The sequence below is a fragment of the Bradyrhizobium sp. BEA-2-5 genome, from assembly GCF_032918025.1.
GTDB lineage: Bacteria > Pseudomonadota > Alphaproteobacteria > Rhizobiales > Xanthobacteraceae > Bradyrhizobium > Bradyrhizobium pachyrhizi.
This window is the reverse complement of sequence record NZ_CP136629.1, coordinates 664038-685746: the sequence shown is the minus strand read 5'-3', so window position 1 is coordinate 685746 and position 21709 is coordinate 664038. Positions and strand designations below refer to the sequence as shown.

Sequence of the window (21709 nt, the reverse complement as noted above, 5' to 3'; positions counted from 1 at the left end):
ACCCCTTTCCTGGTCTGAGCATGACGTTCCGGAAAACCGACGTCCGCTTCTCCGGATCATGCCTGCGGAGGCACTTCCCATGAAACGTCTTGTCGTCGCCCTTGTCTCGGCTGGTTCGCTGCTGATCTCGGCTGCAGCGCTCGCGCAGACAACGCCGGCCCCCGCAACAGCGCCGGCGGCAGCTCCCGCGCAACAGAGCGCGTCGACGGCGGCGCCCGTGCCCGGCGCGAAGCGCGCGGCCTGCCAGAGCGCGGCGAAGGCGCTGAAGGGTCAGGAGCGGCACGACCAGATGCAGCTCTGCATGGCGCAGGCGCATCTCGACTGCCTGAAGCAGGCGATCGACCAGAAGATCACGGGCCCGCAGCGCAAGGATTTCGTGAAGAGCTGTTCGGGTTGACGGTAGCCGGGCTACGAGATTCTTCTCCTTCCCCCTGAAAGGGGGAAGGTCGGGATGGGGGTCGGCCGACGCCGGTGTTGATTGAGAGAGCAGATCCCCACCCGCTTTGCTCTGGCGAGCAAAAAGACCTCCCCTTTTCAAGGGGAGGTTCGAACTACACGCTAACAAGCGTAGCCCGTATTGCGCTTGGCGGAAATACCCCGGAACCATGCGCTAACCCCATGCCTTTGCGGGCCAAACGAGCCTTGTGCTTTGCCGGCAACGAGCGCAGAACAGGTCCGAGTTCAAGGCAAATCCGGAGCTGATCCTCGTGGCTGATACCAGGCCCACCGCCTCGATCGAGGCAGTGGAGAGCGGCCTCGCCGCGCAAGGCTATATCGCGAGCCGGCAGATCGCGACCGCCGTCTATTTGTCGCAGCAGATCGAGAAGCCGATCCTGGTCGAGGGCCCCGCGGGCGTCGGCAAGACCGAACTCGCCAAGGCGATCGCGGCCTGGCGCGGCATGAAGATGATCCGCCTGCAATGCTACGAGGGCCTCGACGAGGCCAAGGCTCTCTACGAGTGGAAATACGCCAAGCAGCTTCTCTACACGCAGATCCTGAAGGACAAGCTCGGCGAGGTTCTCGGCGGCGCGCAGACGCTGCATGCGGCGCTGGATCAGCTCCACGATTTCGGCGACGTGTTCTTCTCCAAGGAGTTCGTCGAGCCGCGTCCCCTGCTCCAGGCACTGGAGCAGCCGGGCGGCTGCGTGCTCCTGATCGACGAGATCGACAAGTCGGATGCGGAGTTCGAATCGCTGCTGCTGGAAATCCTCTCGGACTTCCAGGTCACGATCCCCGAGCTCGGAACCGTGTCGGCCGTCACGCCGCCGACCGTGATCCTCACCTCCAACAGCGAGCGCGATCTCGGCGACGCCCTGAAGCGGCGCTGCCTGCATCTGCATATCGGCTTTCCCGAGCAGCGCCTCGAGGAACGCATCGTCGAAAGCCGCGTGCCCGGCATCTCCCAGACGCTGCGCCGGCAGATGGTCGGCTTCATCCACGAGATCCGCTCGCTGGATCTGAAGAAGCTGCCGTCGGTCAGCGAGACCATCGACTGGGCGCGCGTGCTGGTGCTGCTCCAGGCTTCCGAGCTCGACACCGAGATCGTCAAGGACACACTCAACGTCCTCCTGAAATACGAGACCGATATCGAGGCCGCGACGCCCCAGATTTCGTCCTTCATCGCCAAGGCGTCGCGCCAGGGCGTGTTCAGCTAGAGCATGATCCGGAAAAGTGTGAAGCGGTTTTCCGATCAGACCATGCTCAAGGAAGGAGCTAAAGCGCGATGACAATTCAATCCAATTTCATCGCGCTTTAGAACATGCGCGAGAACCTGCATCGCTTCTTTCGTGCGGCGCGGGGAGCCGGGGTCCGGGTCTCGCCCGCCGAAAGCATCGATGCGATGCGGGCGGTCGCCCAGGTCGGCTTTGCCGATCGTGATATCCTGCGCGACACCTTCCTGCTGACGTTGGCCAAGACCCAGGACGAGAAGCGCGCACTCGGCGAATGCTTCGATCTGTTCTTCAGCCAGCCCGAGCCGCAGCAGGAGAACGCGGAGCAGAGCAAGACCGACGACGGCAGCGAATCCGACGCCAACCCGTCGGCCGACGAGCATGGCGATGTGTCGGACGACGGCGCCAGCGAGAATGTCGGGCCGCTGGCGCAGATGCTGCTGTCGCAGGATCGCTCCGCGATATCGAGCGCGATCGCCAACGCCTCCGGCGCCGCCTCGCTGCCAGACATCCGCTACTCCACTCAGCGCGGCATCTTCTCCAGCCGCATCCTCGACGCCATGGGCCTCCAGCGCCTGCGCGACGACATCGACGACCTGACCACGCGCAATCCCGCGCTCGCCGAACGGCTGCAGGAGGCGCTCAACGGGCTGCGCGGCACCGTTCGCGATGCGGTCTCGCAGGCTCTGCTGCTGTACGGGCGCGAGGAAACGGAGAATCTCCGCAACGAGATCCTGCGCAATGCGCCGCTTGCCCGCATCGAGCGGCGCCAGGTCGCCGAGATGCGCGCCCTCATCCGTCAGATCGCGCGCCGGCTGCGCGAGCGCTACTCGAAGCCGCGCAAACGCCAGCGCCGCGGCCATCTCGACGTCCGTCGCACGCTCCGCCGGAATGCGGCCTGGGGCGGCGTGCCCTTCCTCACGGCATGGAAGCGCAAGCATCGCGACCGACCGAAGATCGTAGCACTGTGCGACGTCTCGGGCTCCGTTGCGCAAGTATCCGACTTCTTTCTGCTGCTCATCCACTCGCTGCACGAGGTGGTCGACGATGTCCGCTCCTTCGCCTTCTCCTCGCACCTGATCGAAGTCAGCAAGATCCTGGAATCGAAGTCGCCGGAGGAAGCGATGTCCGAGATCATGTCCAAGGTCGGCTTCGGCTCGTCGGACTACGGCTCTTCGCTGGTCGATTTCGAGAATGAGTTCATGAGTACGCTGACGCCGCAGACCACGGTGATCGTGCTCGGCGATGCCCGCAGCAACAATCTCGACCCGCGCGCCGACATTTTGCGCCGGATCTCCGATCGCTCGAAGCGACTGGTCTGGCTCAATCCCGAGGGGCGGCTCGCCTGGGGCTTTGGCGATTCCGAGATGCCGCGCTACGCGACCTTTTGCACCGTCGTGCGCCAATGCGCCACTGCGCACCAGCTCGAGCGCGCCGTGTCCGATATCGTGGCGACTTATCAGTAGGCCGCCGGCCGCGCTTTAGATGGCAAGCGACTCGCCGTGGAACAGCCACCCGACGAACGCAGCCAGTGTCAGCGCGATCGAGGCGAAGATGCCGACCAGCTTGATCGTCGTGATCGCCTTCAGGATCGAGACAGACCGCGCCGCCGCATGCGGGTCGCCGTGCAGCAGCAGCCATGCCAGGAGACAATCCTCGATCAGATCGCTGAGTAGGTACACCGCCGGCACGACCAGGCCGAGCCACGCCGCGGACGGATAGATCCGGCTGAGCCAGTGCGATGACGCCGCGCCCATCGCGCCCGCCAGCGCCAACATGACGATCAGATCGAACGGAAACAGGATCGGAAAGACATACTTCATCCGCAAATCCGACTGCACCAGATCGCCAAGCTGGTCGCCGGTGTAGCTCAGCGTCTTCTCCGGAAAGCGGGTGCGGAACCTGCTTGCGAACACGCGATCGGAATAGCTGCCAACCCACCAGAACAGTCCGAACGCCGCCACCACAAGTCCCGAGAGAATGGCCGTCACGAGAGCTTGAGGGCTCATGCCGACCTGTTCCTGTTGTTGTTGAGGAAGCGGCGGCAGGCCGCAGGAAAGATGATCGCGTGCACCGCGGAGTCCCTGAAAGGGAGAAATGTCGACGCATAAAGCAATGATCGACGAGCAGATTTCCATCTTTTCCGAAGTGTTGCAATTGAATTCTGGGAGCGCCATTGGCGGCCGGCCCAAAGCATCGCAAACGGAATTGGATCTCTCATGGCCGGGCATCCGCGAGCTGAAGCGACGCCGTCCTTGGCGCAGCTTGGCTGGCCGTGGCGAGGTTCAATTCGATCCAACGGCAGGCAACGCCGACGCGCATCGCGCTTCGGCGTCCCGGCACCACCGGCGGTCACGCCGCCGCCATAGAACCGTCTTCAATTGGAGATTGAATTTTCACCGCGTTCTGCCGTACATAGAGACCGCGAATTTTCACGGCGGCCGCGGGGGCAACGGATGCCGAAGGATATTGTGATTTGCTGCGACGGCACCGGCAACGAGATCGGTGACAATATCTCCAACGTGCTGAAGTTGTTCCGCGTCGCCGACAAGAATGACCGACAGCGGATCTATTATCATCCCGGCCTCGGCACCGTCGGCCTGCAAAACGCCTGGGGCCGCTTCAAGCAGCAGATGCGCGGCCTGTTCGGGCTGGCCTTCGGCGCCGGTCTCGACCAGGACACGCTCGGCGCCTACCTGTTCCTGTGCCGAACGTGGGAGCCCGGTGACCGGGTCTGGATGTTCGGCTTCAGCCGCGGTGCCTACACGGTGCGCGTGCTCGCGGCCTTCGTCCATGTGATGGGCCTTCTGCCCGTCGACCAGCTCGACCTCGCGAGCTACGCCTTCGGCACCTACAAGAAAGCCAGCTCCGACGCCCAGAAGTCCGACGGCACATTCGACTATGCTCCGTTGAAGGAAGCCTGGCACTTCAGCCAGATTGCCGGCGGCCGCAACATCGACGTCGAGTTCGTCGGGGTCTGGGACACCGTGGCCTCGATCATCGTGCCGCGACAGGACAATTTCCTGTTCGACTTGCAGACGCTGCTGTTCACCCGCACCAATTCCAGCGTCAAACGGTTCCGCCAGGCGATCTCAATCGACGAGCGCAGGCGCATGTTCCGGCTCAATCGCTGGATAGAGCCGCAGAAATTTCGCTCGGATCCATTCGATCCGGCGACGGAGGTGGAGCAAGACATCAGCCAGGTCTGGTTTGCCGGCGTGCACTCCGACGTCGGCGGCGGCTATCCGGAGGACCAGAGCGGACCGTCAAAGTTTCCGCTGATCTGGCTGCTCGAGCAGGCCAAGGCGGCCGGGCTGCACATGAATCAGGCGCTGATCGATCATCTCGCCTGGGGCATGCCGTTGCCGCCGCACAAGCACGACTATGTGCCGCCGAGCGCGACCGCTCCGCTGCACAATTCGCTGACCGCCGCCTGGGAAATCCTGGAATGGATTCCGAAGAGCGACAAATGGAAGGAATGGCCGGAGCGGAAATCCTTCCTCGGCTTCTATCTGCCGATGGGCGAGCCGCGGCCGATTGCGGATGGCGCGACCATCCATGCCTCGGTGCTGGAACGCATGGAGAAGGATCCGGCCTACAAGCCGATCAATATACCGAAGACCTACAAGGTCGAGCCGATGACGCCGCCCCCGGCGCCACCCGCGCCGTCGGCCTGAAGACCAGAATGAATTTGCTTTGGATCGGACAGTCCTCTGCTTCACCTCGCCCCGTGGGCGGGGAGAGGTCGGAACGCATCGGCAGATGCGTTCCGGGTGAGGGGGAGTCTCCGCAAAGGCAGCTATCACCCTACACGCGGAGAAGACCCCACACCCCAACCCTCTCCCCGTAAGCACAGGGAGAGGGAGCGCAGCGCCGTCGCTTTGGGTATTCGACCTGTTCTCATCACGCATTACGCGTCGATCGCGTCCTTGATCCGCTTGCGGCTGAGCGGCAGGTCGCGCAGCCGCTTGCCGGTCGCGTGCGCGATGGCATTGGCGAGCGAAGCGGCGGCCGGGCCCTGCCCGGTCTCGCCGCTGCCGAGAAACGGCTGGCCGGGACGGTTGATGATGTGGACGGCGATGCTGTCGGGCACCGCATTGAAGCGCAGGATCGGGTAGGTCTGCCAGTCGATGCTGGTGATCCTTGTCTCGTCGAAGGTGACGCTTTCATAGAGCGTCCAGCTCGTCGACTGCACGATCGCGCCCTCGATCTGGTTGGTGATGCCGTCCGGATTGACGACCTGGCCGGCATCGACGGCGGCGACCGCGCGCACCAGCCGGGCCCGCCCGGTTTCGCGATCGACCTCGACCTCGGACGCGATGGCGCAATAGGCGGCGAGATTCTTGTAGCGTGCAAACGCGAAGCCGTAGCCGCGATTTCGCGGCGGCTGCTGTCCGCGCGTCCAGCCGAATTCCTCCGCGGCCTTCACGACCACCGCGCGGCCACGCTGATCGTCGAGATGCCTGAGACGAAACTCGACCGGATCGGCGCCGGCGAGAGCGGCCAGTTCATCCATGAAGCTCTCGGTCGAGAACACGTTGTGATAGGCGCCGAGCGCGCGCATCGCGGAGATCCGCAGCGGCATCGCGGGGATGAAATGATGCATCACGTGCGCGTTCGGAAAATTGTAGATCGGGATCGCGTTGCGGTCGCCGCCCCCCTCCGGCAGCGGCAACGGCTTTGGTGCCGGCACCGCGAATGATCGCGCCATGTGCTGGGCCGCAAGCAGCGCGCCGGCGCCGCCCGGCCGCATCGAATGGGTGTTGCTCCACACCGCAAAATTCCAGTCGGCAATCTTGCCGTCGGCCGTGAGCGACGCGCTCAATTTCGTCACCATCGCCGGGCCATAGGGCTCCCAGCCGTGCTCCTGCTCGCGCATCCACTGCACCCGAACTGGGCGCCCTGGCAGCGCCCGGGCGATCAGCGCGGCGTCGGCCGCGGCATCGTCGGCGCCGTTGTGGCCGTAGCAGCCGGAGCCTTCGACATGGATCAGGCGGACGCTGGCGGGCGCCATGCCGAGCATCTCGGCGATCGCCTGCCGGTCGGGATAGACGCCCTGCGTGTGCGTCCATACCGTCATCGCGCCATCGATGAATTGCGCGACCGCGCAGGACGGCCCGATCGAACCGTGCGACTGGTAAGGCCGCGTGTAGGTCGCTTCGAGCGACCGCGCGCCGCTCACCGTGGGATCGCTACGCTGCAAGATCGCGAAATCCTGCGACGGCAGCGCGGTCAGCACGTTGGCCAGATCGTGCTGGTTCGGCAGCTTCGCGCTCTCCCGCCACTTCGCCGCCGCGGCCAGCGCGTGCATGGCCTTGACCGCCGAAAACTCCTTCTCCGCCACCACGGCCAGGAAGTTGCCGTCGCGCACGATTTGAATCACGCCGGGCATTTTCTCGATCGCGGCCGTGTCGCATTCCACGAACTGCGCGCCGTAGCTCGGCGGGCGTACCACGCGCGCATGCACCATGCCGGGAAGCCGCATGTCCTGCACATAGGCCGCGCCGCCCGTGACCTTGGCAGGAATGTCGACGCGCGGCACCGGCTGGCCCATCACCTTGAAGCCCGCCGGATCCTTCAGGCTCGATGTCGGTTGCGCCTGGACGTGCAACATGTCCGAGGCGACAAGCTCGCCATAGCCCAGACGCCGTCCATCGGGAGCGATGACGGCCGCATTCTCGGTTCGCAGACCGTCGGGCGGCAAGTCGAAACGCCTTGCTGCCTCCGCCACCAGCAGCGCACGCGCTTGCGCCGCCGCATGCAGGATCGCCGTGCCGCTGTCCTGCATCGAATGGCTGCCTGACGTATAGCCCTCGTTCGCCGTGAGTTTGGTGTCGGCGGTGATCACCTTCAGCGCATCGAAGGGAATATCGAGCTGCTCGGCCGCGATCTGCTGAAACGCGGTGCGGAATCCCTGGCCGAGTTCGGCCTTGCCGGTAAAGGCCGTGACCTGGCCATTGGCATCGATGCGGATCCAGGAATCCAGATTGGGCGATTTCGCCAGGCTGCCCGGCAACGCGGGGCTCTGCGGCTTCTGCTCCTGTGCGATCGCGCCGCGCAGCGAGAAACTGACGATCAGCGCGCCACCGCCGGCCAGCACGCTGCGGCGATCGAGAACCACCGGCGCGGTCATCGGATGCTCCTGTCGCTTGCGGCGTCGGCCGTATCCATCAACCTGGCGGCGCGATGCACCGCGCGCAGGATTCGCATATGGGTGCCGCAACGGCAGAGATTGGGCTCCAGCTCGGCACGGATCTGCGCATCCGACGGCTTCGGGTTGCGCATCAGCAGCGCCTGTGCGCGCATCATCATCCCGGCGATGCAGTAGCCGCACTGCGCCGCCTGCTCCTCCATGAAGGCGCGCTGGATCGGCGCCGGCGTGGCCACGGTGCCGAGCCCCTCGAGCGTCGTCACCTGCTTGCCCTCGACCAGGACCAGCGGCGTGACGCAGGACAGCACGGCCTTGCCGTCGACGATCACCGTGCAGGAGCCGCATTGCCCGAGCCCGCAGCCGAACTTGGCGGCATTGAGCGCCAGATCATTGCGCAACACATAGAGCAGCGGCGTATCCGCCTCCGCATCGACCTGATGATCCCTGCCATTGACCTTCAATGTCATCATGGCTTGCCTCGCTGTCTGGATTCCGCTGGCGTGTCGCGCGCCGCAAGCGACGTCGCCTGCACCGCGCGCGCATCGCGCTCCGCCTTGTCGAGATTGGCCCACGCCGGCCGCTTGCCGAACCGCTCGCGCAGATAGGCCGTGAGCGCGACCATCTGCGTATCATCGATGCTGGCGGCAAAGCCCGGCATGATCGGGCTGCGCTCGCCTTCGATAGCGCCGACGCCCGACAACACGATATTGAGGAGGTTGCGCGGGTCGGGGCTCGCGATCGCCGTGCTGAGCGCGAGATTGACGCCACCATAAGGCAACGCCCGGCGGCCCTCATGGCAGGAGGCACACGCGGCGGCATAGATCGCCGCACCGGCCGCATGGGTCTGTGCCGCATCATCCGAAGACGATTGTGCGACGACGTCGGCTGGCCGTTTGCGATCCGGCGCCAGCGCGCCCGAGATATCGGCCATGTACACGGCGATGGCCCGCACGTCGCCGTCGGGCACCGTCGCCAGATTACCGACCACTTCAGCCATCGGCCCGCGCGCGGTGCCATGATCGGCCTGCCATCCGTGGCGCAAATAGGCGTAGAGCGCATCGGCGGTCCACCGCACCGGGGCGTGCGAGGTGTCGTTCAGCGCGTAGGCGTGCCAATTGTCGACCTCGCCACCGGAGAACTGCGCATTCACCCGCTCGGCGCCGAGCGCGTTACGCGGCGTGTGGCAGGCGCCGCAATGCGCGAGCCCCTCCACCAGATAAGCGCCGCGGTTCCATTCCGCGCCCTTCGCCGAGTCCTGAAGGGCATCGCCGCTGCGCAGATACAGCAGCTTCCACCCCGCGATCAGCAGTCGATAGTTCAACGGAAACGAAAGCTGATTCGCCGGCGGCGACGCGTGGACCGGCTGCCGCGTCATCAGGAACGCATACAGCGCCCGGTCGTCCGCATCCGAGACGTTGGTGAAATGGTCATAGGGAAAGGTCGGGTAGAGATGCTGGCCATCGCGAGCCACGCCCGAGCGCATCGCGCGGACGAACGCCTCCTCCGGCCAGCCCCCGATGCCGGTGTCGGCATCCGGCGTGATGTTGGATGAGAAGACGATGCCGAACGGCGTTGGAACCGGGAGCCCGCCGGCATAAGTCGCGCCGGCCTGCACGGTATGGCAGGTGTTGCAATTGCCGATCGCGGCGAGTTCGCGGCCGCGCTTGACCAGATCAGGGTCGAAGGTATCGGCCCGCGGCGGCGCAATGGCGGCAATCTGCGGCCGCCAGGCGACGGCAAGGGCTGCCGCCGCGCCCGCGACCAGCACGATCGCGGCAATGCCTGTGATGATCCGCAGCTGACCAGTCATGCTGAATTGAGTTTGTTGTTGGGACGTGTATTAACACCTTTCGTTCCGGTATCGTTCGGCCAGAAGACCTCGATCACCGCCTGTTGACCTCAAGGAATCCTGAAAATCCCAAAGGGATCGCGCAAGGGATCATGACCGCCCAGCCCGCCCTCGATCGCGCATCCGGCCCGTCTCGCGACGCGCTGTCGGTGCTGCATTCGGTGTTCGGCCTGCCGGGCTTTCGCGGAGCGCAGGGCGAGATCATCCGGCATGTCACCGAGGGCGGCAATTGCCTGGTGCTGATGCCGACCGGCGGCGGCAAGTCGCTGTGCTATCAGCTTCCATCCTTGCTGCGCGAAGGCTGCGGCATCGTGGTGTCGCCGTTGATCGCGCTGATGCGCGACCAGGTCGCCGGGCTGATCGAGGCCGGCGTCAATGCCGCCGCGCTGAACTCGTCGCTGACCTATGAGGAGGCATCCGATATCGAGCGCCGCCTGCTCGCGGGCGATCTCGATCTGCTCTATGTCGCGCCGGAACGCCTGGTCACGCCGCGCTGCCTGTCGCTGCTGGCGCGGGCGAAGGTGGCGCTGTTCGCGATCGACGAGGCGCATTGCGTCTCGCAATGGGGCCATGACTTCCGTCCCGAATATGTCGGCCTCTCCATCATCGCCGAGCGTTTTCCCGACGTGCCGCGCATCGCGCTGACCGCGACGGCCGACGAGATGACGCGCAAGGAAATCGTCGCGCGGCTTCAGCTCACGGGCGCGCCGCAATTCGTCTCGAGCTTCGACCGGCCCAACATCCGCTACGAGATCGTCGACAAGCAGAATGCGACCACGCAGCTGAAGAACTTCATCAAGGAGCGGCATGCCGGCGACGCCGGCGTGGTCTATTGCCTGTCCCGCGCCAAGGTCGAGGATGTCGCGGCGGCGCTCAGCGAGGCCGGCATTCCGGCGCTGCCCTATCATGCCGGGCTTGATGCCGGCGTGCGCGCCCGGCATCAGGACCGCTTTCTCAACGAGGACGGCATCGTCATCGTCGCGACCGTGGCGTTCGGCATGGGCATCGACAAGCCCGACGTGCGCTTCGTCGCCCATCTCGATCTGCCCAAGAGCATCGAGGCCTACTATCAGGAGACGGGGCGCGCGGGCCGTGACGGCAAGCCGTCGACGGCCTGGATGGCCTATGGCCTCTCGGACATCGTGCAACAGCGCCGCATGATCGATGAATCGACCGGCTCCGACGCCTTCAAGCGCGTCTCGGTCGGCAAGCTCGACGCGCTGGTTGCGCTAGCTGAAACGGTGCATTGCCGCCGGCAGCGCCTGCTCGGCTATTTCGGCGAGACCCGCGCGGAGGAAAGCTGCGGCAATTGCGACAATTGCCTGACGCCACCCAAGATGCGCGACGGCAAGGTGCTGGCGCAGAAGCTGTTGTCCTGCGTCTATCGCACCGGGCAGCGCTTTGGCGCGATGCACCTGATCGACGTGCTGGTCGGGCGCCTGACCGAGAAGGTGACGCAGTTCGGCCACGACAAATTGTCCGTGTTCGGCATCGGGCGCGAGCTCAACGAAAAGCAGTGGCGCACCGTGCTGCGGCAGTTGGTGGCGATGGGGCATTTGCGCGCCGACAGCGACGCCTTCGGCGCGCTTGTTCTGACCGACAGCGCCCGCGGCGTGCTGAAGGGCGAGACCGCGGTGATGCTGCGCGAGCAGCCGGAAGGCGCGCGCAACCGCGCAGTCCGCGGCAAGTCGCGCCGCGGCGAGCTCGCGCCCGCGGCCGACAGTCCGGGTGGCGTCGCAAATCCCGCGTTGCATGCGGCGTTGCGCGCCTGGCGCTCGGACGTCGCGCGCCAGCGCGGCGTGCCGGCCTATGTGGTGCTGCACGATTCCACCATCGACGGCATCGCCGCGATGCGGCCGGACACGCTGGGCGAGCTGCGCAACATCGCAGGGATCGGCGACAAGAAGCTCGAGCATTACGGCGACGAGCTGCTCCGCATTGTGAAATCCACCGACGGCTGAACAGCCCGTGTCGACGACTGCCGCCTGTTGGTGACGACATCGTGACACCGGCGCGACGCGGCCGTGCTTTGTCTCGTTGACGGCCGCTGGACGCCCACTCATGCTGACCACGTTTCCTTAACTCATTGACCAGAGGAGCCGAACATGAGCAGCAAGCCGACGATCGTTCTGGTTCACGGATTCTGGGGAGGCGCGGCGCACTGGAGCAAGGTGATCGTCGCACTCTCGCGCAAGGGGCACACCGGTCTGCAAGCGGTCGAGATGCCGCTGACCTCGCTCGCCGACGACGCCGAACGCCTGCGCAAGATGGTCAAGCAGCAGGCCGGCCCGACGCTGCTGGTCGGCCATTCCTATGGTGGCGCAGTCATCACCGAAGCCGGCGATCTGGCAAACGTGGTCGGCCTCGTTTACATCGCGGCCTTCGCGCCGGACGCCGGCGAGAGCCCCGGCGCCATCACCGCGGGCCTCCCGCCGGCGGCGATTGCCAATGTCGCACCGGATAGCGACGGCTATCTCTGGATCAAGCCTGACAAGTTTCACGAGAGCTTCTGCCAGGATCTGCCCGCCGATGAAGCGCTGGTGATGGCAGTCACGCAGAAGGCACCGCTCGCCAGCACGTTCGGAGACAACGTCACCGCGCCGGCCTGGAAAAAGAAGCCGGTCTGGTACCAGATTTCCAGCGAAGACCGGATGATCAACCCCGACAACCAGAAGCGGATGTCGGAACGGATGAAGCCCCGCAAGATCATCACGCTCGCCGCCGGCCACGCCTCGCTGGCCTCGAAGCCGGACGAGGTGACCGCCTTCATCGACGAGGCCGCAGCCAGTCTGGCAAATGCGTAAGCACGCGAGTTGTCCTGACATGGCCGGACGTGTTCCGGCCATGTCAGTTTGTGTCGCTGCGACGGGGAAGCCGATGGAGCCTCAAACACCTGGCTCTCGACGCTGGCACTCGCCGCGATGGGCGCGGCCGACACGATCAGCGTCGTGATCCGCGTCTCGCTGGTGCAGCTTGCGACGCCGGACGAGATGCGCGGCCGCGTCGGCGCGGTGAACTATCTGTTCGTCAACGCCTCCAACCAGCTCAGCGAGTTCGAGAGCGGCATCACCGCCGCCTTGTTCGGCACGGTGCCGGCTGCATTGATCGGCGGCAATCGGCACTGTTGCGGTGGCGCTGCTTTGGATGTGGTTGTTCCCGGCGCTGCGCAAGGTCCAGCGGCTGGAGTGAAGCGGCGCCCGGATACCGCAGCCCTTCGCCTCGCGGCATAGGAGCCATACCCGACGGGGCAACGCCTGCGCTTGCAGGCCGCGCCGCCCTGGCCCTAATCTTTGCCCACCGCGTCCAACGAGACACGGACAAGACACAACGATATAGGGAAGAGACGGCCCATGGCTCAGGAGAGCACCGCGCGCAAGGCTGCGCGCCCTGCCGAAAGTGGAACGTTCGATGCCGTGGTGATCGGCGCCGGCTTTGCCGGCCTATACATGCTGCATCGCCTGCGCGGGCTCGGCTTCTCCGCACGCGTCTACGAGCAGGGCGGCGGCGTCGGCGGCACCTGGTACTGGAATCGCTATCCCGGCGCGCGCTGCGACGTCGAGAGCATGCAATATTCCTACTCGTTCTCCGAAGAACTCGATCAGGACTGGAGCTGGTCGGAGAAATATTCTCCGCAGCCCGAAATTCTCGCTTACGCCAATCACGTCGCCGATCGCTTCGACCTGCGCAGCCAGATCGTGTTCGACACCCGCGTCACCGCGGCGACCTTCGACGAGCAGGCAGGCGCATGGCTGATCGAGACCGACCGCGGCGACAAGGTCACCGCAAAGTTCTGCATCATGGCGGTCGGCTGTCTGTCTGCGCCGAACCGGCCGGCTTTCCCGGGCATGGCGGATTTCCGCGGGCCGATCTATCACACCGGCGAATGGCCGCATGAGGGTGTCGACTTCACCGGCCTGCGCGTCGCCGTGATCGGCACGGGCTCGTCGGCGATCCAGTCGATCCCGCTGATCGCGCAGCAGGCCTCCGAGCTCACCGTGTTTCAGCGCACCGCGACCTGGTCGGTGCCGGCGTGGAACGAGCGGCTGTCGGCGGAATATCTCAAGGAGGCCAAAGCGCATTATCCGGAGCTGCGCGCCAAGGCCCGCGCGCGCCCGACTGGCTTCTATTTCCAATTCAACGCCCAGCCCGCCTTGCAGGCGAGCGAGCAGGAACGCGAGCGGCTCTATGAGGAGGCCTGGCAGCGCGGTGGCCTGCCCTTCCTCGGCGCGTTCGGCGATCTCCTGTTCGAGAAGGCCGCCAACGACACCATCGCTGATTTCGCGCGCGAGAAGATCCGCGGCATCGTCAAGGATCCCGCCACCGCCGAGCTGCTGTGCCCGCGAAACGTGTTCGGCTGCAAGCGGCTCTGCGTCGACACCAATTATTTCGAGACCTACAATCTGCCGCATGTGAAGCTCGTCGACGTGTCGACGACGCCGATCGATCGCTTCACGACGGAAGGCATTATCGTCGACGGCACCGAATACAAGTTCGATGCGATCGTCTCCGCCACCGGCTTTGCCGCCATGACCGGCTCGTTCGACAAGATCGCGATCACCGGCCGCGGCGGGCAGACGCTGGCCGAGAAATGGTGCGCAGGCCCGCGCGCCTATCTCGGCCTTGCCTCCGAGGGCTTTCCGAACCTCTTCATCATCACCGGGCCCGGCAGCCCGTCAGTACTCGCCAGCATGATCCAGGCGATCGAGCAGCATGTCGACTGGCTGGCGGATTGCATCAGTCATATGCGCGACATCGGCGCCGGCACGATCGAAGCGGTCCGCGACGACGAGGACGCCTGGGTCGCCCATGTCAACGACGTCTCCACGGTCTCGCTACGCTCGACCTGCAGCTCGTGGTATGTCGGCGCCAACATCCCGGGCCGTCCCCGCGTGTTCATGCCCTATATCGGCGGCTTCCCGATCTATGTGCAGAAGTGCAATGAGGTGATGAACTCGGGTTACGACGGCTTCGTGCTGCAGGGCGGGCGCAACGGCAATGCACCGCCGCAGGTGCGTTTCACCGAGCGCTGGCAGGTGCCGCTCGACATCGAGGTGATCTCGCCGGCCGCGGTCGCCGCGAAGCGGGTTCCCGTGGTCTGAGGGCCGGCGGTATCCCCACCGGGATTGCGCATGATAGTGTCGCGCCGGTCCGCGCTTCGCATCGCGGACCGCACGGGGGACGATGGCCGACACGGCATTGCAGGGACTGGTCGAGCGGATCGGCGCGGATCACGTCGTGCGCCGGCTTGGGATCGAGGCCGCGCATGAGAAGCAGGTGTTCGGCCAGGGCACGCTGCTGTTCAATGTCGAGAACTGGAAGCTGGCGCCGCGGATCGTCGAGACTGCGCTGAAAGTCGCCGGCCTCCATGGCCGCGCGCGGCGCAATGCCGACCAGGTTGAGGTGCGACGCAATCTGGTGACGTCGGCGCGCCTGCCGGCGGCCTTCGACGGCTTCACCATGCTTCAGCTCAGCGATCTCCACGCCGACATCAGCCAGGACGCGATGCGGCATCTGATGGACATCGTGAGCGACATCGCCTGCGATATCTGCGTTCTCACGGGCGACTACCGCGGCAAGACGTATGGGCCGTTTGAAACGAGCCTCACGTTGATGCGGGATCTGTGCGCACGGATCAAGCTGCCGCTCTACGGCATCCTCGGCAATCATGACAGCATCCGCATGACGCCGGCGCTGGAGGCGATGGGCATCAGGATGCTGTTCAATGAGCAGGAGCCGGTCACGCGCGATGGCGTGACGATCCACCTCGCCGGGATCGACGATGCGCACTTCTACCGCACCGACGACATTGCAAAGGCTGCCGCGGCGATCCCGCGCGATGCGTTCTCGATCCTGCTGGCGCATACGCCCGAATCCTACCGCGCGGCGGCGGCGGCCGGCTTCGATTTGATGCTGAGCGGCCATACCCATGGCGGCCAGCTCTGCCTGCCCGGCGGCATCGCGATCAAGCTGGAGGCGCGGCTGCCGCGTCGGATGGGCAGAGGCGCCTGGCGGTTCGGTGAACTTGCCGGCTACACATCGGCCGGTGCCGGCACCAGCCTTGCGCCGGTGCGGCTGAACTGCCCGGCCGAGATCACGGTGCATACGCTGCGGCGGCTCGGCGACTGAGCTCTGATGCCCCGCCTGCACGCGGCAGGCATGGCAAGCGTAGGATGGTAGAGCCAACGGGTCCGCGCAACGCGCGGCTCGATGATAAACTCAGCGAAACCCATCGATCTCTCACCTGAACGATGATGGGTTTCGCTTCGCTCTACCATCCTACGAACCGACGTCGCAGGCGCGCATTGCCAAAATATCGAAAACAACCCCATGCAAAGGAGCCGGCGGCTGCCCGGACTTCGCAGGGAAGGACGTGTGGCCGATAGCCCTATCCGGTCGCCCTGCCGCAAGGACGGGGAGAGGGAACAGCGGAGGCCTCAGTTCCCCCGCTTCGCGTTCGCGCTCTGCTCGTTCACTGTGCAGGTGATCAGCAGCGTGTAGCCGCGCGCATTCCTGGCAATCTCGGCGGTTTCCTTTTTCATCTCCTCGCGCCACTCGGCGGTCCGGTACGCCACCGCGCTGTTGTCGAGAAAGTCGCGCAGCGCGCCGGTCTTGATCGCGAAATTGATGTTCTCCGGGATGGTCCCCGTTGCCCGCGCCATCCTGACCGCGTCGAGCTTGGCGGCCACCACGCCGACCACCGCGCCGGTAAGGTCGAACAGCGGACCGCCGCTGTTGCCCGGCTGCACGGCGGCGCTGATCTGCAGATGACGCGTGTCGTTGAGGATGCCGCTCAGCGAAGAGACAATGCCCGTGGTGACCGTGAAATCCGATGTCAGCAATCCGTGATAGGGATAACCGATCGCCACTACGCCGTTGCCGACCAGGATGGGGTTTTGCCTGAGGCTGACGACATCCTTGAACGGGGTCGGCGCCTGCAGCAACGCGAGATCATTGGTCTCGTCGTCGGACACCAGGCGCAGCTTGACCGGCGCCTCGCCGCTCAGGTTGCCCGTGATCTCGCTGCAGCCGCCGACGACATGGTGATTGGTGACGACGTGGCCGCTGCTGCTGACCACAAAGCCGGTCCCCGTCCCCGATCTCGCCTGTTTCTGCGTCGGCCCCGGAGCAGCCTGCTGCGGCGGCGCAGCCGCAGGCTTTGCCGCGACCGCGAACTCGCCGGCATTGGAGACGCCGTTCTTCTTCACCGAGACGACGCAGTTGAGCAGTGCCGGCAGCAGCTGCGCGGTCTGGTTGAGGTTGAACTGAAACAATTGTCCCTGCGCGAAGGCCGTCATCTGGCGCGCCTTGCGGAACTGGTTGATCAGGCTGGAATTCACCGGCATCTCGACATTCACGAGCTGGGTGCCGAGCGGCATGCCGTAGACGTTGAACGCCGGCTGGCCGTCGAAGGTCAGCGCCAGCGGAAACGCTTCGCCCGGCGTCAGACGCCAGCTGTCATGGGCAAAGCCCAGCCGCCAGCTGCCATTCTCGGCGATCGACACCATGAAGAAGATGCCGCTTTGATACGTGGTGCCTGCCGAGCAATGGGTGAAGGCGCCATTCTTGTCGTTGGTGAAAGCACCGCCCTTCCAGTTGCCGACCGTGATCGAGCCGTAGGGACCGCGGGCGCTCGACGGAGTTGCAGACGCAAACAGCCACGCGGCCGCAACGGCCGCCCAGATCGCAACTCTCATGACGCGCATTCCCCCAGCCACAACCTATCATAGGGGGCGGCGAAATTCATCCGCAAGTGGTGCGCGGCTTGGTCCTTGGTCCTGCAGCCGCGCAATATCGCCGCAAATGAGGCGATCGCCACATCCTCAGGTTACAGAACCTATGTTCCTATTTTGTTCCTTCGTCAACCGAGATGCTGTCCGTATTTAAGCCCCGTGTCCCAAGTTGAATTTTGGGGTGTCCTGATTCCGATAAAGCTAACGAAAACCGTAGCTTGGCCGATGTTCTCGGTAAGAATACTGAGTCGCACGTCAGACGTTCTGGCTTTAGCAATCGTTATGGTCCGCCAAGTGCTCTCCCTCCACGGGGAAGAAGTATTACCGGGGTTCTCCGTGGGTGAACGGAGTTCCAGCCGCCGCTACCGTCCCCCTTAGCATTCCAATGGAATAAGCCCGCCCTCGCGGGGGTTGGAAGCTGAGGGAGGTCGAGCAAGCCATGGGAAGCGAAAGTGCGCCTTCAAGGCCGGCTGAAGCCGCGTGGGAAGCGTTGACATTCGATGAGCCCGTCATCGTCGCGCTAGCCATTTGGGCCGCGCTATTGGTGGCCCACGTCATCGCGGCGTCGGTGTATTATTGGCGGGAGCGGCGCAGCCCGGAATGGCTGGCCGTTCTTGCGATCTTGGCCTACTGGCCAATCCTGGTGTCGATCATAGGTCTCGGCCTTGCTCTAAAATATCTGATCCGACCGCTGATCGGACAAATAAGACTGTTCCGGCGAAGGTCCGATATCAAAGGCGTCGTTGAGTAAGGCCGCCTCAGTTGGCGGCCTCTCCGTTTATGATGCCGATCCATCGGCGCAAGCTCGATTCAAATCGCTCGCGCACTTCTGCTTCCGAGTTAGCCGTCACGCCAAAAGAGAGCGGCGCGTCCCTTCCTGTAGTTGCGATCCATCCTCCGCAAGCCCGCGGCTGAATCTCTGGCACAATCCCCAGCTTGGGGCTGAAACATAGGCAAATGCAGCCCCGGTCGAAGCGCCCTCTAATACGACACCATGACGTCGGAAGAGATGCGAGCGATGGCAGCGCAGTGTGATGATGTGGCCTTGAAGCTACTCGCTCCCGAGCGCGCCATTGTCCGGAATGTCGCAGCCCAATCGGGTATGCTGGGACACCAATCCGAGATGCTATGTAGAGAGTGGCGATCAATCAGGCCTTCCAGCGAGACTGTTCCCCGTGACGCCCTCAAAGAAACGGCCCCAGCGCGTTGGAACGAACGCTGAGGCCGCCTTACCGCGCCGCTGAGAATAAAGTGGCCCCGGCACGTAGCTAACGCCGGGCCAGAGGGATTGTCATTCCATGAGAACTCGACCCTGCGTCCAATAGGTCTGCTCCCGCATTCACATGGGAAAGTCAGCATGCGTGTCGTAGCAGATGCGATGCGGCACTCAAACAAACGGCCCCAGCACTCGGGCAACGAGGCTGAGGCCGGGGAGCGCCCGTGGGGTAGGGAAAGATTATGGACACCCCCGCGTGAGCTAGAACCTCGATGGCACGGAAGGGCATTTGCATATGTGAATGAGTGTCCTGATTTCCCCAAGCGAGTGTCCTAACCAGGACAGCACCTCAACCGGGCTGCTGTCCGTATTGATGCCCCGTGTCCTAGGTTGATTTTGGAAGTGTCCTAATTAGAAAACGGCCCCAGCGCCGGGAGAGCGCTAAGGCCAAGTTGACGTCTCCAATGAGCTACGGCAGTTCAGCCGATCAGAAGCCAGCCTAAGCTGATGATGAACGCGACGAGCGATATCCCCGCCAAACCTATGAGGCTGAACTCGACGCCATCTAAATCGGTCCTGAACATAATGTTCAAAGTATTACACGTCTGATCAGGCGGGCGCTTTAGCGTATGTCAGTCAGCGGCAGTGTCCCATTCCAGATTCCACCGGGCATCAGGTGTCCTGATTCCCCTCTCCGAGTGTCCTAACCGGGACAGCACCTCAACCGGAGCATTGCCGCCAAGGCGGACGCTACTGCGGCTCCCCGACGGAGGAGCGCGCCGGCGGATTTGGATCGCTGAACCAGTACCAGGATGCGAGGGCATGGACGCCGACGCCGATCAGGAAGATGCCGGCGTAGAGCTCGACTGCGTGATTCATCGCCAGCAGGCGGGCGTGCGGCGCGGCACCCTGGCCCTGGTAGGTCCAGACCCAATGCCCCACGGCGACGATGCCAATGCCGAGCGCGGCGATGGCTCGGCCGAATGCATTCATCCTCACGCGATGGTCTCCCAACTCGCCTGGCCCAGTAAAATTACCGGGCGAAGCTGACGCGGACCTGACATGGGACATCGAAAGAAGCCCGGATGAAGCCACGAAATCAGAAGCCCGCCAGCTCCTTCCCCCTGCAAGGGGGAAGGTCGGGATGGGGGTCAGCCGCAGGCGATGCTGCAAGCGGAGAAAGCAGATCCCCACCCGCCTTGCTCTGCGAGCAAAGCGACCTCCCCTTTTCAAGAGGAGGTAGGAATGCGTAGCCCGGATGGAGCCAACGGGTCGCGCGAACGCGCGCCCGGTGACAGGCTCCGCGAAAATCCGGGGATCGTGCAGCCGAGAGACCTACCCGGATTGCGCTGCGCTTCATCCGGGCTACGAAGCCACGAAATCAGAAGCCGGCTCGCCTCAGCCGTTCCTGAACGCGTAGGCGTAGCCGTTGAGCGCCGGTGCGCCGCCGAGATGCGCGTAGAGCACCTTCGATCCGGCCGGGAAGAAGCCCTTCTGGACCAGATCGATCAGGCCCTGCATCGACTTGCCCTCGTAGACGGGGTCGGTGATCATGCCTTCGAGACGCGCGCTGAGGCGGATCGCCTCCTTGGTCTCTTCCGACGGCACGCCATAGGCGGGATAGGCGTAGTCCTCGATCAGCACGACGTCATCCTCGACAATGTCGCGGCCGAGCTCGACGAGCTCAGCGGTGTTCTGCGCAATCTCGAGCACCTGCGCCTTGGTTTGGGCCGGCGTAAAGGACGCGTCGATGCCGATCACCTTGCGGGCGCGGCCGTCGGCGGCGAAGCCGACCAGCATGCCGGCATGGGTGGAGCCGGTGACGGTGCAGACGATGATGTAGTCGAACTTGAAGCCGAGCTCGGCTTCCTGCTTGCGCACCTCCTCCGCGAAGCCGACATAGCCGAGCCCGCCAAACTTGTGCACGGAGGCGCCGGCGGGAATCGCGTAAGGCTTGCCGCCCGCCGCCTTCACCTCCTCGATCGCCTGTTCCCAGCTCTTGCGAATGCCGATGTCGAAGCCGTCGTCGACCAGGCGCACGTCGGCGCCCATGATGCGCGAGAGCATGATGTTGCCGACGCGGTCATAGACCGCGTCCTCGTGCGGCACCCAGGCTTCCTGCACGAGGCGGCACTTCATGCCGATCTTGGCCGCGACCGCGGCGATCATGCGGGTGTGGTTGGACTGCACGCCGCCGATCGAGACCAGCGTGTCGGCGTTGGAGGCGATCGCATCGGGGATGATGTATTCGAGCTTGCGCAGCTTGTTACCGCCATAGGCGAGGCCGGAATTGCAGTCCTCGCGCTTGGCATAGATCTCGACATTGCCGCCGAGGTGTTTTGACAGTCGCTCCAGCTTCTCGATCGGCGTCGGGCCGAAGGTCAGCGGGTAGCGCGCGAATTTTTCCAGCATGCTGGCATCCTCTTTGGTGGTCTGGAACGGCGGCCACAGCTATCACCCCTGGCGCGAAAGGTGCTCTCTAACTCGGCTCGCGTAGTTCCTAAAGATTGCTGGATCTGGCCCAAATGATATGTTTTCTCTCACAAAATTCGCCAATGGTGAAAGCTTCTTCCGTGGCCGCTCGACTTGACCGCATCGACCTTAAGATACTGAGATTGCTGCAAAATAACGGTCGGCTCAGCAATGCCGAGCTGGCCGAGACGGTCGCGATCAGCCCCGCCACCTGCCATCGCCGGACGCAAGCGCTGTTCGACGAGGGGTATCTCAGCGGCGTCCGCGCCATGGTGGCGCCGCGCAAGCTCGGCAAGGGCACGCTGGTGATGGTCGGCGTCGTGCTCGACCGCTCGACGCCTGAGAGTTTTGCCACCTTCGAAAAGGCCATCGCGAAGTTGAAATTCGTGCTCGACTGCCACCTGGTCGCCGGCGACTTCGACTACTTCCTCAAGATCCGCGTCGGCGACATGGAGGATTTCAACCGCATCCATGGCGAGCAGCTCATCGCGCTGCCCGGCGTGCGCCAGACCAGAACTTTCTTCGTGATGAAGGAAGTCGTCGACAACGCGCCGCTGGAGTTTTGAACCTGACGTGATCCCGGCACGGGCCGGGCGCCGTGAGCCGGCAGATCGGCCGGGC

At 64.4% G+C, this 21709-nt stretch carries 18 protein-coding genes and 1 pseudogene; 12 read left to right on the top strand and 7 right to left on the bottom strand.

Translation table 11 applies throughout. The features are described 5' to 3' along the window. Nucleotides 1-79 precede the first annotated feature (79 nt). From RX327_RS03125 to RX327_RS03115, 3 genes are all read left to right on the top strand, one after another. Nucleotides 80-397, top strand: coding sequence for a hypothetical protein (locus RX327_RS03125; RefSeq protein ID WP_028335270.1), 318 nt, complete (start codon nucleotides 80-82; stop codon nucleotides 395-397). A 310-nt stretch (nucleotides 398-707) separates the two neighbouring features. After that, entirely contained in the window at nucleotides 708-1655 is a 948-nt protein-coding gene (locus RX327_RS03120) for a MoxR family ATPase (RefSeq protein ID WP_317249445.1), read from the top strand. A 104-nt stretch (nucleotides 1656-1759) separates the two neighbouring features. After that, entirely contained in the window at nucleotides 1760-3136 is a 1377-nt protein-coding gene (locus tag RX327_RS03115; RefSeq protein WP_317249444.1) for a vWA domain-containing protein, read from the top strand. A 15-nt stretch (nucleotides 3137-3151) separates the two neighbouring features. Here RX327_RS03115 and RX327_RS03110 read toward each other — a convergent pair whose 3' ends face one another. Then, entirely contained in the window at nucleotides 3152-3679 is a 528-nt protein-coding gene (locus RX327_RS03110; RefSeq protein ID WP_317249443.1) for a hypothetical protein, read from the bottom strand. Nucleotides 3680-3767: 88 nt separating this feature from the next. On the opposite strand from RX327_RS03110, the gene RX327_RS03105 reads away from it, so the two are divergent. Further along, a complete protein-coding gene (locus RX327_RS03105; RefSeq protein ID WP_160321726.1) occupies nucleotides 3768-4145 on the top strand; it encodes a hypothetical protein in 378 nt (125 codons plus the stop codon). Continuing rightward, complete coding sequence (locus RX327_RS03100) at nucleotides 4127-5347, top strand: DUF2235 domain-containing protein (RefSeq protein WP_050383986.1); 1221 nt, start codon at nucleotides 4127-4129, stop codon at nucleotides 5345-5347. The genes RX327_RS03105 and RX327_RS03100 overlap by 19 nt, the downstream gene beginning before the upstream one ends. A gap of 233 nt (nucleotides 5348-5580) precedes the next feature. On the opposite strand, the gene RX327_RS03095 is transcribed toward RX327_RS03100, so the two are convergent. Genes RX327_RS03095 through RX327_RS03085 form a run of 3 tightly spaced genes read right to left on the bottom strand, consistent with a single transcriptional unit; the run spans nucleotide 5581 to nucleotide 9631 of the window. Then, nucleotides 5581-7803, bottom strand: a complete 2223-nt coding sequence (locus RX327_RS03095) for a xanthine dehydrogenase family protein molybdopterin-binding subunit (protein WP_050383987.1) — start codon at nucleotides 7801-7803, stop codon at nucleotides 5581-5583. Next, nucleotides 7800-8291: a (2Fe-2S)-binding protein gene (locus RX327_RS03090; protein ID WP_050383988.1), complete on the bottom strand. Its 492-nt coding sequence runs from the start codon at nucleotides 8289-8291 to the stop codon at nucleotides 7800-7802. Before RX327_RS03090 ends, RX327_RS03095 begins: the two co-directional genes overlap by 4 nt. After that, a complete protein-coding gene (locus RX327_RS03085; RefSeq protein WP_050383989.1) occupies nucleotides 8288-9631 on the bottom strand; it encodes a cytochrome c in 1344 nt (447 codons plus the stop codon). Before RX327_RS03085 ends, RX327_RS03090 begins: the two co-directional genes overlap by 4 nt. Before the next feature lie 131 nt (nucleotides 9632-9762). On the opposite strand from RX327_RS03085, the gene recQ reads away from it, so the two are divergent. The 5 genes and pseudogenes from recQ (at nucleotide 9763) to RX327_RS03060 (ending at nucleotide 15796) form a co-directional block, all read left to right on the top strand. Continuing rightward, nucleotides 9763-11631, top strand: coding sequence for a DNA helicase RecQ (recQ, locus tag RX327_RS03080; protein ID WP_317249442.1), 1869 nt, complete (start codon nucleotides 9763-9765; stop codon nucleotides 11629-11631). Between the two features lie 144 nt (nucleotides 11632-11775). After that, nucleotides 11776-12474 (top strand): alpha/beta hydrolase, encoded by a 699-nt coding sequence (locus tag RX327_RS03075; RefSeq protein ID WP_028335262.1) that lies wholly within the window; start codon nucleotides 11776-11778, stop codon nucleotides 12472-12474. Between the two features lie 90 nt (nucleotides 12475-12564). Then, a pseudogene (locus RX327_RS03070) lies at nucleotides 12565-12859 on the top strand (MFS transporter); the annotation flags it as partial. 161 nt (nucleotides 12860-13020) lie between these two features. Further along, nucleotides 13021-14769: an NAD(P)/FAD-dependent oxidoreductase gene (locus RX327_RS03065; protein WP_317249441.1), complete on the top strand. Its 1749-nt coding sequence runs from the start codon at nucleotides 13021-13023 to the stop codon at nucleotides 14767-14769. 82 nt (nucleotides 14770-14851) lie between these two features. Next, the gene (locus tag RX327_RS03060) at nucleotides 14852-15796 is read left to right on the top strand and encodes a metallophosphoesterase (RefSeq protein ID WP_317249440.1); all 945 of its coding nucleotides are present in this window, start codon (nucleotides 14852-14854) and stop codon (nucleotides 15794-15796) included. 308 nt (nucleotides 15797-16104) lie between these two features. Here RX327_RS03060 and RX327_RS03055 read toward each other — a convergent pair whose 3' ends face one another. Then, nucleotides 16105-17364, bottom strand: coding sequence for a S1C family serine protease (locus RX327_RS03055; RefSeq protein WP_028335258.1), 1260 nt, complete (start codon nucleotides 17362-17364; stop codon nucleotides 16105-16107). Between the two features lie 475 nt (nucleotides 17365-17839). On the opposite strand from RX327_RS03055, the gene RX327_RS03050 reads away from it, so the two are divergent. Continuing rightward, entirely contained in the window at nucleotides 17840-18151 is a 312-nt protein-coding gene (locus tag RX327_RS03050) for a hypothetical protein (RefSeq protein WP_244481874.1), read from the top strand. A gap of 1215 nt (nucleotides 18152-19366) precedes the next feature. Here the strand turns inward: RX327_RS03050 and RX327_RS03045 are convergent. Together RX327_RS03045 and RX327_RS03040 are read right to left on the bottom strand one after the other, a co-directional pair. Further along, on the bottom strand, nucleotides 19367-19609 hold the full coding sequence (locus RX327_RS03045; protein WP_317251445.1) for a hypothetical protein: 243 nt from the start codon (nucleotides 19607-19609) through the stop codon (nucleotides 19367-19369). 405 nt (nucleotides 19610-20014) lie between these two features. After that, nucleotides 20015-21028: a 1-aminocyclopropane-1-carboxylate deaminase gene (locus RX327_RS03040; protein ID WP_317249439.1), complete on the bottom strand. Its 1014-nt coding sequence runs from the start codon at nucleotides 21026-21028 to the stop codon at nucleotides 20015-20017. 161 nt (nucleotides 21029-21189) lie between these two features. Here RX327_RS03040 and RX327_RS03035 point away from each other — a divergent pair, with 161 nt between their 5' ends. Further along, nucleotides 21190-21654, top strand: coding sequence for an Lrp/AsnC family transcriptional regulator (locus tag RX327_RS03035; RefSeq protein ID WP_317251444.1), 465 nt, complete (start codon nucleotides 21190-21192; stop codon nucleotides 21652-21654). Nucleotides 21655-21709 lie beyond the last annotated feature (55 nt).